Source organism: Microbacterium galbinum (assembly GCF_023101185.1).
Taxonomy (GTDB): Bacteria; Actinomycetota; Actinomycetes; order Actinomycetales; family Microbacteriaceae; genus Microbacterium; species Microbacterium galbinum.
In genome coordinates, this window is the sequence record NZ_CP078077.1 from 866550 (window position 1) to 879841 (window position 13292).

At 70.2% G+C, this 13292-nt stretch carries 14 protein-coding genes; 8 read left to right on the forward strand and 6 right to left on the reverse strand.

Annotated features, from left to right (window positions below; translation table 11 throughout):
• The first annotated feature begins 102 nt into the window (after positions 1-102).
• The 4 genes from KV396_RS04315 (at position 103) to KV396_RS04330 (ending at position 3205) form a co-directional block, all read left to right on the forward strand.
• The gene (locus KV396_RS04315; RefSeq protein ID WP_247956954.1) at positions 103-483 is read left to right on the forward strand and encodes a DUF6507 family protein; all 381 of its coding nucleotides are present in this window, start codon (positions 103-105) and stop codon (positions 481-483) included.
• On the forward strand, positions 480-2390 hold the full coding sequence (locus KV396_RS04320) for an alpha/beta hydrolase (RefSeq protein WP_247956955.1): 1911 nt from the start codon (positions 480-482) through the stop codon (positions 2388-2390). Before KV396_RS04315 ends, KV396_RS04320 begins: the two co-directional genes overlap by 4 nt.
• A 153-nt stretch (positions 2391-2543) precedes the next feature.
• Complete coding sequence (locus KV396_RS04325; RefSeq protein ID WP_247624474.1) at positions 2544-2879, forward strand: hypothetical protein; 336 nt, start codon at positions 2544-2546, stop codon at positions 2877-2879.
• Positions 2880-2896: 17 nt separating this feature from the next.
• Positions 2897-3205 carry a pore-forming ESAT-6 family protein gene (locus tag KV396_RS04330; protein ID WP_247956956.1) on the forward strand — a complete coding sequence of 103 codons (309 nt, stop codon included), beginning with the start codon at positions 2897-2899 and terminating at the stop codon, positions 3203-3205.
• A gap of 85 nt (positions 3206-3290) precedes the next feature.
• On the opposite strand, the gene KV396_RS04335 is transcribed toward KV396_RS04330, so the two are convergent.
• The 6 genes from KV396_RS04335 to KV396_RS04360 all read right to left on the reverse strand — a co-directional run bounded on the left by KV396_RS04335 (position 3291) and on the right by KV396_RS04360 (position 9531).
• The gene (locus tag KV396_RS04335; protein WP_247956957.1) at positions 3291-4424 is read right to left on the reverse strand and encodes a bifunctional 2-methylcitrate synthase/citrate synthase; all 1134 of its coding nucleotides are present in this window, start codon (positions 4422-4424) and stop codon (positions 3291-3293) included.
• 38 nt (positions 4425-4462) lie between these two features.
• On the reverse strand, positions 4463-5371 hold the full coding sequence (gene prpB / locus KV396_RS04340) for a methylisocitrate lyase (RefSeq protein WP_247956958.1): 909 nt from the start codon (positions 5369-5371) through the stop codon (positions 4463-4465).
• Entirely contained in the window at positions 5371-6897 is a 1527-nt protein-coding gene (locus tag KV396_RS04345; RefSeq protein ID WP_247633778.1) for an MmgE/PrpD family protein, read from the reverse strand. The genes prpB and KV396_RS04345 overlap by 1 nt, the downstream gene beginning before the upstream one ends.
• Positions 6894-7580 (reverse strand): GntR family transcriptional regulator, encoded by a 687-nt coding sequence (locus tag KV396_RS04350; RefSeq protein ID WP_247633777.1) that lies wholly within the window; start codon positions 7578-7580, stop codon positions 6894-6896. The genes KV396_RS04345 and KV396_RS04350 overlap by 4 nt, the downstream gene beginning before the upstream one ends.
• Before the next feature lie 81 nt (positions 7581-7661).
• Positions 7662-8534, reverse strand: a complete 873-nt coding sequence (locus KV396_RS04355) for a hypothetical protein (RefSeq protein WP_247956959.1) — start codon at positions 8532-8534, stop codon at positions 7662-7664.
• Positions 8535-8544: 10 nt separating this feature from the next.
• A complete protein-coding gene (locus tag KV396_RS04360; RefSeq protein WP_247956960.1) occupies positions 8545-9531 on the reverse strand; it encodes an EamA family transporter in 987 nt (328 codons plus the stop codon).
• Positions 9532-9570: 39 nt separating this feature from the next.
• Here KV396_RS04360 and KV396_RS04365 point away from each other — a divergent pair, with 39 nt between their 5' ends.
• From KV396_RS04365 to KV396_RS04380, 4 genes are all read left to right on the forward strand, one after another.
• On the forward strand, positions 9571-10107 hold the full coding sequence (locus KV396_RS04365; RefSeq protein WP_247956961.1) for a CGNR zinc finger domain-containing protein: 537 nt from the start codon (positions 9571-9573) through the stop codon (positions 10105-10107).
• A gap of 133 nt (positions 10108-10240) precedes the next feature.
• Complete coding sequence (locus KV396_RS04370) at positions 10241-10825, forward strand: glucose-6-phosphate isomerase family protein (RefSeq protein WP_247956962.1); 585 nt, start codon at positions 10241-10243, stop codon at positions 10823-10825.
• 7 nt (positions 10826-10832) lie between these two features.
• A complete protein-coding gene (gene xylB, locus KV396_RS04375) occupies positions 10833-12338 on the forward strand; it encodes a xylulokinase (protein WP_247956963.1) in 1506 nt (501 codons plus the stop codon).
• The gene (locus KV396_RS04380; protein ID WP_247956964.1) at positions 12338-13291 is read left to right on the forward strand and encodes a phosphoglycerate dehydrogenase; all 954 of its coding nucleotides are present in this window, start codon (positions 12338-12340) and stop codon (positions 13289-13291) included. Before xylB ends, KV396_RS04380 begins: the two co-directional genes overlap by 1 nt.
• The last annotated feature ends 1 nt before the right edge of the window (position 13292 follow it).

Genomic DNA, 13292 nt, shown 5'->3' on the forward strand with positions numbered 1-13292 from the left:
CCTCGTGATGACCGCCTGTGGATAACTTCGCGATTCTCGGAGACCGTTTTGTTACGCTCCCGGCGCTCGACCGTGGGGGTCGAGCAGACCGGAGGAAGTGAAATGAACAGTGAAGGTTGGCGCGTGGATCCGGACGGGGTGGCCGGAGTGCTGGCGGGTGTGGACGACACCGCATCGCGATTCGAGAAGAGTCGCGATGAGATCGAGGAGGTGGCGTTCGAGGGCGGGGAGACCCTGATCGCCGATGGCCGGACGGCGCTCTCGTCGGCCTGGGAGGTGTTCCTCGAGGACCGCCGACTCGTGCCGGGCAAGATCATGTACGCGATCAACGCCGCGGCCGGCGCCGTGAGCGAGGCGACGGTCGCCGTCGTCGCCGGCGACGAGCAGATGGCGGGCGAGATGCGCACCGCCGCGCGGCGGGCGGAGGATGCATGGGGCATCTCACCGACGCCTGCCGCCGGCTCGAACGGAGGGCGACGATGAGCGTCTCCGAGGAGCTGCCGACGGTGCTCCCCCCGTCGGCGCTCGAGGCTCTCGCCGGCCGGCTCGACCTCGCCGCGGAGAAGATCGAGTCCGCGATGACGGATGCCGCCGATCGGTGGGAACGGCTGCACGAGGTCTTCGATGTGCGCGGGGCGGAAGGTGCCTACGATCTGCTCGATCGCCCCGTGCGCGCCTCGCAGGACTTAGCCGGCGCTTTGCACGATGCGCGCGATCGCCTCGTCTCCGTCGCTTCGGAGTCGCTCCCCGACCTTCGGCGGCGCCGCGAAGACCTCGCGGCGCGGATCGATGCCGTCAACATCCGCGCGACCGCCGCGGCGCTCGACGTCGCCGCCGCGGAGGCGCGGTTCGTGCGGGCCCGTGACGCCGAGGATGCCGAAGCGGCCATGCCTCGCGCATCGCGGGAACGGCTCTCGGCGTGGGCCGACCAGCACGCGGCCGAGACCGCCGTCGGAGAGCTCGAGGGCGAGATCGCCCGGCTGCGACGCGATGTCGAGCAGGTCGAGGAGGGCTTGGCGAGCAGTCTCCGCGGGATCAGCGGCGGCGACACCGTGTCGGATGCCGGGGGTGGATCGGTGGACATCGCGCAGAACTACTGGGGTGCGTCGCAGTCGCTGTATCCCGGCGGCGCCGGGGTGGCCATCGGACTGGAGGAGCGGCTCACCCGCTCACTGTCGGATGCCTCGGCGAGGCGGATCTCGTGGATGGGGCGAGCGGATCGCGACGACGTGCGCGCCTGGGTCGACGGTCATCCGGACTTCGCCGCCGCCGTCGGGATGGTCGACCCCGAGAAGGCGCAGCGATTGTGGGCGCAGACGGAGCCGGCATCCGCGGCGCAGCTCTTCGCCCTCGCTCCGTTCGCGATCGGCAACCTCAACGGCATCTCGGCGAAGGTCAAGAACCGCTACAACCGGGAGACGCTCGACCAATTGCTCGCGGGCGATGATCTGCGCGACGACTACCGTGCTCATCTCGAACGGCTCGAGGAGGAACTCGACAAGCCGGATGCACCGAAGCTGCTCTCGCTCTTCCAGGAGACCGTCGACGGCAGCCCGCGCGCGAGTATCGGGTGGGGCGACATCGACCACGCGGACCAGATCACGACGCTGTCGCACGGCATCACCGAGGATCTGGCAGCGTTCCCGGACTGGGCGCACAGCGCGCAGACGATGCAGACGGAGGTCGCGCGACGAACGTCTGCGACGACCGCGACCGTGCTCTTCATGGAGTGGGACTCCGGGGACATCCCGGAGGTCGAGCACATCGAGCGTCCCGACAACGGCGCTGTGCGGCTTTCCCATCTGCTCCACGGATTCCGTGCGCAGAACCCGGGCACCCAGCTCAACCTCGGGCTGCATTCCCTCGGCACGACGATGGGAGCGCAGATGATGGCCGACAATCCGAAGCTCGTCAGCAACGCGTGGTTCTACGGCTCTGCGGGCATCAACGGGCAGACGGCCCACGCGCTGGAGCGGCAGATGGATGCCGGCGACCTCGTGATCCACGCGACGTATGCGCAGCCGGAGCCCACCAGCCCGGACGACTGGGTCGCCCCCATCGGCCGCATGGGCGAGCACCCCGTGGATCCGGCCGACATCGACGGTGTACGGAACTTCAGTTCGGAGGGCGGGATCATCCACGACAAGCCCCGCGGCAATGGACCGGTGGTCACGGAGCGCGGACTCGCGACCGACGGGCACAACGCACAGCGCTCGAGCCTGCCCTACTACCGGGTGAACCCGGGTCAACTGCTGCTGAGCCCCGTGTGGGCGGCGTTGCACCCCTGGGAGGCACCCGCCGTCGGCTACCTCGACCCCGATTCGCAGTCGTTCAAGCAGTCCGTCGTCGATATCGCCCACGCAGCCGAGAATCCGCGTTCGGGCAAGTAACGTCCTCACTCATCGGAGAAAGGGTTTCGGGCGCGGTCTGTGGATAACTTCCGCGTCATCGCAGGCCGCCCTGTTACTCTCTCCTCGCCCATCGGGGGCGATGGCGTCTTCGCGACCGCGAGGACGGGAGGGCAACGAAAGGAAGACCGGAGCATGAAGTTCGATATGGGGGCCGAGACGCTCAGCGTCCTCGGCAAGCAGACGTCGGGATCCAGCGACGACCTCGGCGCGCTCGTGAAGCAGCTCGTGGTCGCCGCCGACCCGCTGATGCAGGTGCACGCGGGTGCGGCGAAGGCCGCATTCGACAGCTTCAAGGGCCGCACCGATGAGGTCGCCGCCGAGCTGAACTCGTCGCTCGCCGCTGTGCTCGGAGGCATCTCGGGCATGGACCGCGCGTTCCGCGAGGGAGAGTCCGAGATGGTCGACCAGACCCGTGGAGCCGAGAGCGGCGCATCGTTCGAAGCCGCCCGCTTCGGCGGATCGCGCTGAGAAGAAGGAGACAGACAATGGCATACGAAGATCGCCGCGCCTACAGCGTCGCCGCCTCGCAGGAGGTCCAGGGAGAGTTCAACCGCGTCTCGGGTCTGCTCGAGAACCTGATCGCCGACCGCGACAAGGCCGTGCAGAACGCCATGGCCGACTACTCCGCCGATGGGGTCTCCGAGGAGTACCGCGGCAAGGAGCTGCGGTGGAAGAACGCCGCCGACGAGGTGCGCAACATCATCACGCTGCTGCGCAGCACGATGGAGAGCAACGACGGCACCGCCTCGCAGGCGGGTGCACGCGCACGCGCGGCCGTCGAGAACATCGGCTGACGCCCGCGAGCGGATGCGTCACCGAGAGAGCCTGGGTCCCTGAGCCTGCCGACGGGCCCCAGGCTCTCTCATGCGTGAACCCGCATCAGCCCGCGACGTGCCGCTCGTCCGGGCCGACGTACTCCGAGAGCGGGCGGATCAGCGCGTTGGCACCGGCCTGCTCGATCACGTGCGCCGTCCACCCCGTCACCCGCGCCGCGACGAAGAGGGGCGTGAAAGTGAGGGTGTCGAACCCGATCAGGTTGTACGCCGGACCCGAGGGGTAGTCGAGATTCGGGTAGATGCCCTTGCGCGCGACGAACTCCGACTCGAGCGCGTCGTACAGCGCCGCGACCTCCGGCTTGTCGAAGTGCTCGACGAGCGTGTCGAGAGCCGCCTTCATGGTCGGCACCCGCGAGTCGCCCTTCTTGTACACGCGGTGCCCGAAGCCCATGATCTTGCGCTTCTCGGCGAGGGCCTTGTCGAGCCAGGCCTCGACGGCATCCGCCGACCCGATCTCGTCGAAGATGTGCAGCACGGCTTCGTTCGCTCCGCCGTGCAGCGGCCCCTTGAGAGCGCCGATCGCCCCGACGACGGCCGAGTACAGGTCGCTGAGCGTCGACGTGATGACCCGCGCCGTGAAGGTGGAGGCGTTGAACGAATGCTCGGCGTAGAGGATCATCGACCGGTTGAACGCGTCGACGACCACGGCATCCGCCTCTTCGCCGAACGTCATCCAGAGGAAGTTGGCCGAGTAGTCGAGGTCATCGCGCGGCTCGATGAGCTCCTGCCCGCGGCGGCGGCGCTGGCCGTAGGCCACGATCGCGGGGAGCGCCGCGAACAGGCGGATGCTGCGCTCGAGGTTCTGCTCCGGGCTGCCGCCGGCATCCAGCACCGATCCGCCCGCACCGGGGTCGGAGGCTCCGATCAGGCTGACCGCCGTGCGAACCTCGTCCATCGGGTGCGCGTCCAGCGGTACGAGGTCGATCGCGGCCCGCACGTTGTCGGCGAGAGCACGGTGCCGTCGCTCCTCGACGCGGAACGCCGCGAGCTCCTCCGGCGTCGGCAGCTCCCCCTGCCACAGCAGGTACGCCACGGCCTCGAACGACTGCGTGGCGGCGAGTTCCTGCACCGGGTATCCGCGGTAGAGCAGGCTGTTCGTCTCGGGATTGACCTTCGAGATGGAGGTCGTGTCGACGACGACCCCAGCGAGGCCCTTCTTGATGTCCGGTTCGGTCATGCTCACTCCTTCGTGTGCTGCTTCGTGTGCTGCGGCGCTCAGCGACCGGGCTGGTCGAGCGTGAAGTTGAAGACACCCGAGTCGAAGTGGTTGTACGACTCGTAATCGATGAGCTCGTAGAGATCCGCGCGATGCTGCATCTCTCCGAGCATCGACGTGAGATGCCCGTCCGTGTTCAGCGTATCGAGCGCACGGCCCGCCGCGCCCATCGCGGTGCGCAGCAGCGACACCGGCCAGATGACGATGCTGACGCCCGCGCTCTGCAGCTGAGACGTCGAGAAGAGCTCGCTCTTCCCGAACTCGGTCATGTTGGCGAGGATCGGCACGTCGAGCGCGTTCGCCATCGCCTCGAACTCCGAGAGCTCGCGCATCGCCTCGGGGAAGATCGCGTCCGCACCCGCATCCACGAGCGCCTTCGCGCGGTCGATCGCAGCATCCAAGCCCTCGATCGCCCGGATGTCGGTGCGCGCCATGAGCAGGAAGTTCTCGTCGCGGCGCGCATCGGCGGCGGCGCGGATGCGCTTGATCGCCGTGCTCTCGTCGACGACGCTCTTGCCGTCGAGGTGCCCGCAGCGCTTGGGGTTCACCTGGTCTTCGATGTGCATGCCGGCGAGCCCGGCATCCTCGAGCTCCTGGATGGTGCGCGCGACGTTCATCGGCTCGCCGAACCCGGTGTCGGCATCGACGATCGCGGGCAGATCGGTCATGCGGGCGATCTGCTTGGCACGGCCGGCGACCTCGGTGAGCGTCGTGAGTCCGATGTCGGGGAGCCCGAGATCGGCCGAGAGCACGGCGCCCGAGATGTAGACGCCCTCGAAGCCCTTCTCGGCGATCAGGCGCGCGCTCAGCGGGTTGAACGCACCGGGGAAACGCAGCAGCTCGCCGCTCGCGAGGCGCTCTCGCAGCACGCGGCGCTTCTCGGCCGGGGTGGTGGTGGAGTACAGCATCAGAAGAGGCCCTTCGGAGCGTCCGCGGCGTCGAGCAGGCCGGGCTTCGCGACGATCGACAGCTCGCCGACCTCGGCCGCGGTCAGCTCGGGCAGGCGCTGCACGAGTTCGAGGAAGCGCTCGATCTCGGCGGACTCGAGCACGGGCTCGGCCAGCAGCCGGAACTTGGCGATGTAGTTCTCGCGGGCGAAGGGGCGGGCGCCGAGCGGGTGCGCGTCGGCCACGGCGATCTCATCGACGACGGTCGAGCCGTCGGTCAGACGGAACTCGACACGACCGCCGAACGCCTTCACGTCCGGGTCCTCGGAATGGTAGCGACGGGTCCACTCGGCATCCTCGGCCGTGGTGATCTTGTGCCACAGCGCGACGGTGTCGTCCCGACCCGCGCGCGACGGAGCGTAGGAGTCGACGTGGTGCCAGCCGCCGTCCTGCAGCGCGACCGCGAAGATGTACGGGATCGAGTGATCGAGCGTCTCGCGCGACGCGGTCGGGTCGTACTTCTGCGGGTCGTTCGCTCCCGAGCCGATCACATAGTGCGTGTGGTGGCTGGTGTGCAGCACGATCGCCTCGATGTTCGCGGGATCGCGGAGGGCCGGGTTCTCGGTGCCGAGCTTGCGGGCCAGGTCGATCCACGCCTGGGCCTGGTACTCGGCCGAGTGCTCCTTCGTGTACGAGTCGAGGATCGCGCGCTTCGCCTCTCCGACGGCGGGCAGCGGTACCTCGTACGCGGCATCCTTGCCGTCGAGCATCCACGCGATCACGCCGTCCTCGCCCTCGTAGATCGGGGCGGGGCTGGTCTGGCCGCGCATCGCCCGGTCGACCGCCTCGACGGCCATCTTGCCGGCGAAGGCCGGGGCATGCGCCTTCCACGTCGAGATCTCGCCCTTGCGGCTCTGGCGGGTGGCGGTGGTGGTGTGCAGCCCCTGACCGACGGCCTGGTAGATCGTCTCGACGTCGAGCCCGAGGAGCGTGCCGATACCGGCGGCGGCCGACGGGCCGAGATGGGCGACGTGGTCGATCTTGTGCTTGTGCAGGCAGATCGCGCGCACGAGGTCCATCTGGATCTCGTAACCGGTCGCGACGCCGCGCACGAGCGCGCGACCGTCGGCGCCGGTGTGCTGCGCGACCGCGAGGATCGGCGGGATGTTGTCGCCCGGATGCGAGTACTCCGCCGCGAGGAAGGTGTCGTGGTAGTCGAGTTCACGCACGGCCACGCCGTTCGCCCAGGCCGCCCACTCGGGGCTGGTGCGGTGGTCGAGGGCCGCGCCGAAGAGGTTGGCGCCGACGCCGCCGGTCGAGACCGGGTGGCTGAACGCCTGCGCACGGGCGGCGTTGATCGGGGCGCGGGTGAGGGAGGCCGCCGCCACCGAAGCGTTGTCGATGATGCGGTTGATGATCATGTCGACGACGGGCTGCTCGACCTCCACCGGGTCGGCGGCGACCTCGGCGATCTTCCAGGCGAGCTGGTCTTCGCGCGCGAGGTTCTCGTCGCTGCGGTGGACGCGGACGTGGTGGGTGACGGTCATGGTCTTCCTTCGGTCGCGGGGGCTGTCGCCGGATCGGCGGGGAGGGAGTCGAGGATGCCGGTGAGCGCGTTGTGCAGGTGCACGTGCGTGGCGTGGGCGGCGAGGTCGCCGTCGCGGGCGGCGAGCGCCTGGGCGATCGTGCGGTGCTCGGAGGCGGATGCCGCGAGTCGCGCGGGCTTGTCGCGGGCCATGCGCCGCACCCGCACGAGGTGCGTGCGCACGGTGCGCAGCGCGGCGGCGATGTAGTCGTTGGCGACGGCCGCGTCGAGGGCCGCGTCGAAGCGGGCGATCAGGGCGTAATAGGCATCGCGGCCCTCGCCGGCTTCGAGGTCGACGTGCGCGAACTCCTCGGCGAGTGCGGCGAAGACGGCGGCGTCTCCACGGGTGGCGGCGAGGCGGGCCGAGGTCTCTTCGAGCGCCCGGCGGATCTCGAAGAGCTCGCGGATGTCATCCGCATCGAGGTCGGCCACGACCGTGACGCGCGGCGACTGCTGCACGACGAGTCCGTCGGCGGCCAGACGGCGCAGGGCTTCGCGGAGCGGTGTGCGGCTGACGCCGAGCCGCGCGGCCTGCTCGACTTCTCCGAGGACCGAGCCCGCGGGGAGAGCCCCGGACTGGATGCCGTCGAGCAGCGCCGCGTACGCGCGATCGCCGGCGGTGGTGCGCTCGACGGAGAGTGTCATGGCTTTAGTGTATACACAAAGGCGGCCGTGCGGCGCTCATCGACGGCGAGCAAGTACCTGACGTATACACTCCGCGGCTGCTCACGCCTTCTGGCGCGAGTAAGGATGCCAGTGGGCCGTGAGCGCTGCGATCATCGCGCCGCCGGCCGGCGTCTGCTCGGGCACGGGCTCGAGCACGATCCCCTCGGCTGCGAGATCGGCGAGCACCGCTGTGCGGAGCGCGACGATGCGCGCGCTGTCTTCGACGCCCAGCTCTTCGGATGCGTTGGCCCGGATCTCCGCTACGCGTGCATCGAGTTCGGGTTGCATGCGCTCGACGGCGACGTTGATCACAGTGTCGATCTCGAGCCTCTCCTCGGGGCGCAGCATCCGCACGAGCAGCACGAGCAGCATTCCGCCCACGCCGATCACTCCCCCGGCGATCACCAGCGGCAGCACCCACATCTCCGGACGGGAGAGCTGGAAGGCAGTCGCGGCACCGAGCGCGATCGCCAGACCGATCTGCAGGCGCACGACGGCCCGGTTCCACGGGCGCCAGCCCGCGACGGCGAGCACGACGAGGTCGGCGACGGTCGAGCCACCCACCAGCACCGCGAGAACACCCTGCGTCGCTTCAGGATCGGTGCGCGCGCCGCTGGCGAGAGCAGCGCCGACGCCGGCCGCGAGGAGAGACAGGAACAGCACCGGGAAGGTCCAGCCGCCGTGCGGACTCCGGCCGCCGTACTCCCGTCTCATCCGCCGTCGGCACTCGCGCCATGCGCCCACCGCTGCCGCATGGGCGTCTTCCCAGACCTGGAATGCGAGGTCTCGGTGCCCGACGACACCGAAGGCGGCACGCTCGACCTCCCTCGCGTCGATGTGCGCGCGATTCGGCGGCAGATTCGACCGCGTGCGCGCGACCTGCTCGGCGAGCTCCCCGGGGTCGCCCACCTTCCACCCTCGCGCTCGCTCCATGCCCACCAGGCTAGCGATCGCCGCGGGCGCGCCCCTCGGGCACCGGCTCGACGAATTCCGCAGGCGGCGCGGGCTCGCCGAGCTTCACCACGACGACGCCCGCGAGCACGAGCGCTCCGCCGAGCGCCTGCAGCAGATCGGGCAGTTGCCCCAGCAGCAGCCAGCCGAACAGCAGCGCGGCGACGACCTCGGCGAGCGCGACGAACGAGGCCAGCCTCGATCCGAGCATCCGTGTCGACGCGATCCCCAGGAGATACGCGAGAGCCGTCGCGAGCACGCCCATCGCGAGCACGGGCACGAACCACGGCACGGTGCCGAAGCGGTAGGCGATGTCGTCGGTGCTCCAGGCGATCGGGAGGATGCCGACGGCTCCGGCGAACGTGAGCCCGACCGCTCCCAGTAACAGCCCGCTGCCGGCGAGCGCGAGCGGCGGGAGTCCGGTGTCGACCTTGGCCGAGAGCACGAAGTAGGTGGCCGCGCCGACCATCGCGCCGAGCGCCCAGAGGATGCCGGCGACGTTGACGTCGGCACCGGTGACGATGTCGAGCATGAGCACGAGGCCGACGAAGGCGATCGCGGCGCCCAGGATGCTGCGGCGGCTGGGCTTCTCGCCCCGGCGGATCCAGAGCCAGAGGATGACGGCGACCGGCGCCGTGTACTCGATGAGCAGGGCGAGGCCGACGTCCATCACGGCGACGGCCTGGAAGTAGAACAGCTGCGTCGCGGTGACGGCGAGCAGTCCGTAGGCGGCGATGATGCCGGCGTTGCGGCGCAGCAGGTGCCAGCGCCCGCGCAGGATGAGGACCGTCGGAATGAGGAGCACGAGGGCGGCGACCCAGATGCGCGCGGTGACGGCGGCGCCGGGCGTCCACCCGGCGTCGATCAGGCCCCGCGCCCATCCACCCGACATGCCGAACGCGAAGGCGGCGCCGATCGCCAGCGGGAGACCCAGCTTCACGCCGCGCGCCGTCCGCACGTCATCGGTCACAGTGCTCATGGCATGTGACGCTACTCGCGGCGAATGTAAGATGTCAACATGATCTTCACCGATGACACGGCGGATGCCCTGCAGGCATCCGTCTGGCTCGTGAACTCCGCCGAGCATCCCGACACGCTCGAGACCCTCGCCGACGAGGAGACCTTCCTCGAGGAGTTCCCCTACACCGGCCGACTCGACCGGGACGAGGCCGAACTCGCCGATCTGCGCAGCATCCGTCCGCGCCTGCGCGCCCTGCTGCTCGCGCCGCGCGACGAGATGGCCGAACGCGTGAACGACGTGCTCACCGACACCCCCGTCGCGCCGCAGCTCGTGCGCCACGGCGACACCGACTGGCACCTGCACGCCGTCGGTGACGAACGGCCTCTCGCCGAACGCGTGCTGATCGAGACCGCGATGGCCCTGGTCGACGTGATCCGGCAGGACGAGGGCTCGCGCCTCTCGATCTGCGACGACGCGACCTGCGAGGCGATCGCCCTCGACCTCAGCCGAAACCGGTCCAAGCGCTACTGCTCCCCCACCTGCGCGAATCGCAACGCGGTGGCCGCGTATCGCGCCCGGCAGGCGGAGGGATAGCTGCGCACCTGCGCAGCAGACCCCGCGCAGATGGATGTAGACGCCAACCTGTAGTAACAGGTATGCTCACCTGTAATGACAGGTTGTGGCGCGATGCCCGACCAGCAATGACGCTGCGCGACGAGGAGCACCGATGCCCACCTTCCACACCCCGCCGATCCAGCCGATGGCGATCGCCTTCGACGCCGAGAAGCTGACCCTCACGCCCGAGGGCCCCACTCTCACCCGGCGGATGTCGGACCTCGAGGGCCTCTTCCTCGACCACGACGCCTGGAAGGCCGCAGCCGAGGGCGACAACCCGGTCGTCTACACCGTCGTCAGCTCGCCCGTGCCCGAGATCGATCGCGAGCTGCCCCAGTCGATCACCACGATCATGCCCGGCGACACCTCCGGCGAGCTCTGGATGACCAAGGGCCACCAGCACCCGAACCATCAGGGAGAGATCTACCTCGCGCTCACGGGTCGCGGCGGGCTGCTCATGTTCGACGGCGAGCGCACCGAATGGCTCGATATGCTGCCCGGCACCATCGGGTACATCCCGCCGGGTTGGGCCCACCGCTCGATCAATACGGGCGACGAGCCCTACGCGTTCCTCGCGGTGTACCCCGGCGGCGCCGGTCACGACTACGGCTGGGTGCTCGAACACGGCATGGGATCCCGCGCCTACCGCGGCGCCGACGGCTCGGCCGACCTGCGCCCGTACACGACCGCGAGCTGAGCCGGCCATGCTGATCGCCCACGACCTCGGCACCACGGGGAACAAGGCTTCGCTGCACCACGACGATGGACGCCTGGTCTCGTCGGTCACGGTGCCCTACCCCGCGCACTTCGCCGCGGGCGGTGTCGCCGAGCAGAATCCGCTCGACTGGTGGAACGCGGTCGTCGAGGCGACCCGCACCCTGCTCGCGAAGACCGGCACCCTCCCCACCGAGGTCGCGGGTCTCGTCGTGGGCGGTCAGATGATGGGCGCCGTGCTGCTCGACGCCGACGGCGAGCCCGCCCGCCCGGCGATCATCTGGGCCGACACCCGCTCGGGCGCGCAGCAGCGCGAGCTCGAGCAGGCGCTCGGTGCCGAGCACGCCTACGGCATCCTGGGCCACCGCCTGAACCCCACCTACTCGGTCGAGAAGATCATGTGGGTGCGCGACAACGAGCCCGACGTCTGGGCGCGTGTGCGCCGGTTCTGCATCGCGAAGGACTTCATCGTGCTGCGCCTCACCGGTCGCCTCGCGACCGACCGCTCCGACGCCTCGGGCACCAACGCCTACGACCAGCGCACCGGCACGTGGTCGAGCGAGGTGCTACAGGCGGCACGCCTCGACCCCGCACTGTTCCCCGAGATCCTCGACTCCACCGCGATCGCGGGCCCGCTGACGGATGCCGCGGCCGAGGCCCTCGGCCTGCACACGGGCGTGCGCGTGGTGATGGGCGGCGGCGACGGCCCGCTGGCCGCGGTCGGCTCGGGCGTGGTCGCACCGGAGGACGGCGCCTACGTGTGCCTGGGCACCTCGTCGTGGATCTCGTTCGCCGCGGATGCGCCGCTGCACGATCCAGCGATGCGCACCTTCACGTTCGACAACGTCGTGCCGGGATCGTTCGTGCCCACCGCCACGATGCAGGCGGGCGGAGCATCCGTCCAGTGGATCGCCGAGGCGCTCTCGGCCGACCCGGCGCACCCCGACACGGGGCGGCTCACCGCCGAGGCATCCGCCGACGTCGACACCGACGACCTCTATTTCCTGCCCTACCTGCTCGGCGAGCGCTCCCCCCTGTGGGACCCGGACGCCCGCGGCGCCTTCGTGGGTCTCGCCCGTCACCACACCCGTGCGCACCTCGTGCGCTCGGTGCTCGAGGGCACCGCGTTCAACCTGCTCACGTGCATCCAGGCGTTCCGCGCCTCGGGCGCCACGATCGACCGCATCGACGCGGTCGGCGGCGGCGCGCAGAGCGATGTGTACCTCTCGGTGCTCGCCGATGTATGGGGCGTGCCTGTGCGCCGTCGCACCATCGTCGAAGAGGCGAACAGCCTCGGCGCCGCGGTCACGGGTGCCGTCGGCCTCGGCCTCGCCGACTTCTCGGCCGCCCGCGCGCTCAGCGAGGTCACCGCCGAGTTCACGCCCGACCCCGCCCGCCACGCGGTCTACGCCCAGCGCCACGCGCGCTTCACCGAGGCGTACACGGCCCTCGCCCCCTGGTTCGCCGGGCGACCGAGCGTCGAAACGACGAACTGATGGGCGTCATCCTCGTCACCAGCCGTTCGTTCTCCGACGGCGACGTCGACCTGGTCGAGCGGGCGGCGGTCGCCGGGCACCGCATCCTCCGCGGCCCCGCGCACCACGACCTCGACGAGCTGCGCGTGCTGCTGCACGGGGCGGATGCCTGGATCGCCGGCACCGGCCCCGTGACCGGCGCGCATCTCGCCGCGGCGCCGAGGCTCAAGATCATCGCGCGCTACGGCGTCGGCACCGAGGCGGTCGATCTGGCCGCGGCCCGGAGCCGCGGCATCCCGGTGTCGAACACTCCCGGCGCGAATGCGGATGCCGTCGCCGATCACGCGGTCGGCCTGATGCTCGCCTCCCTGCGGTTCGTGCCCGACGGCGATCGCCGGGTGCGGGCGGGCGACTGGGGAGTGCGCCGGGGCCGTGAGCTGGGAGCGGCGACCGTGGGGATCGTGGGCTTCGGTCGCATCGGCCAGGGGGTCGCGAAGCGGTTGAGCGGATTCGGAAGCCGCATCCTCGCCGCCGACCCGTTCCTCCCCGCCGAGGTCGTGCGCGCCGCGGGCGCCGTGCCCACGGGGCTCGACGAGCTGTTCGAGACGGCCGATCTGATCTCGCTGCACGCGCCGGGCGGCCAGCTGCTCGTCGATGCCGGTCGACTCGCCCGCATGCGTCGCGGCAGCGTCATCGTCAACACCGCCCGCGGCGACCTGATCGACGAGGCCGCGGTCGCCGACGCCCTGCACGACGGCATCCTCGCCGGCTACGCGGCCGACACCCTCGACGGCGACACGGCTGCGAAGAACAGCCCCCTGCTCGCCGATGCCCTCGCCGATCGGGTGATCGTCACCCCGCACCTCGGCGCCCAGACGACCCAGGCCGTCGACAACATGGGCTCCCTCTCGCTCGACGACGTGATCGCCGTGCTGAAGGGCTCCGAACCCCGCTTCCCCGTGACCGCCCCGTAGG

What these genes read in the sequence shown, in the direction of transcription:
- KV396_RS04315 (WP_247956954.1), top strand. Translation starts at nt 103, where the DNA reads ATGAACAGTGAAGGTTGGCGCGTGGATCCGGACGGGGTGGCCGGAGTG.
- KV396_RS04320 (WP_247956955.1), top strand. Translation starts at nt 480, where the DNA reads ATGAGCGTCTCCGAGGAGCTGCCGACGGTGCTCCCCCCGTCGGCGCTC.
- KV396_RS04325 (WP_247624474.1), top strand. Translation starts at nt 2,544, where the DNA reads ATGAAGTTCGATATGGGGGCCGAGACGCTCAGCGTCCTCGGCAAGCAG.
- KV396_RS04330 (WP_247956956.1), top strand. Translation starts at nt 2,897, where the DNA reads ATGGCATACGAAGATCGCCGCGCCTACAGCGTCGCCGCCTCGCAGGAG.
- KV396_RS04335 (WP_247956957.1), bottom strand. Translation starts at nt 4,424, where the DNA reads ATGACCGAACCGGACATCAAGAAGGGCCTCGCTGGGGTCGTCGTCGAC.
- prpB (WP_247956958.1), bottom strand. Translation starts at nt 5,371, where the DNA reads ATGCTGTACTCCACCACCACCCCGGCCGAGAAGCGCCGCGTGCTGCGA.
- KV396_RS04345 (WP_247633778.1), bottom strand. Translation starts at nt 6,897, where the DNA reads ATGACCGTCACCCACCACGTCCGCGTCCACCGCAGCGACGAGAACCTC.
- KV396_RS04350 (WP_247633777.1), bottom strand. Translation starts at nt 7,580, where the DNA reads ATGACACTCTCCGTCGAGCGCACCACCGCCGGCGATCGCGCGTACGCG.
- KV396_RS04355 (WP_247956959.1), bottom strand. Translation starts at nt 8,534, where the DNA reads ATGGAGCGAGCGCGAGGGTGGAAGGTGGGCGACCCCGGGGAGCTCGCC.
- KV396_RS04360 (WP_247956960.1), bottom strand. Translation starts at nt 9,531, where the DNA reads ATGAGCACTGTGACCGATGACGTGCGGACGGCGCGCGGCGTGAAGCTG.
- KV396_RS04365 (WP_247956961.1), top strand. Translation starts at nt 9,571, where the DNA reads ATGATCTTCACCGATGACACGGCGGATGCCCTGCAGGCATCCGTCTGG.
- KV396_RS04370 (WP_247956962.1), top strand. Translation starts at nt 10,241, where the DNA reads ATGCCCACCTTCCACACCCCGCCGATCCAGCCGATGGCGATCGCCTTC.
- xylB (WP_247956963.1), top strand. Translation starts at nt 10,833, where the DNA reads ATGCTGATCGCCCACGACCTCGGCACCACGGGGAACAAGGCTTCGCTG.
- KV396_RS04380 (WP_247956964.1), top strand. Translation starts at nt 12,338, where the DNA reads ATGGGCGTCATCCTCGTCACCAGCCGTTCGTTCTCCGACGGCGACGTC.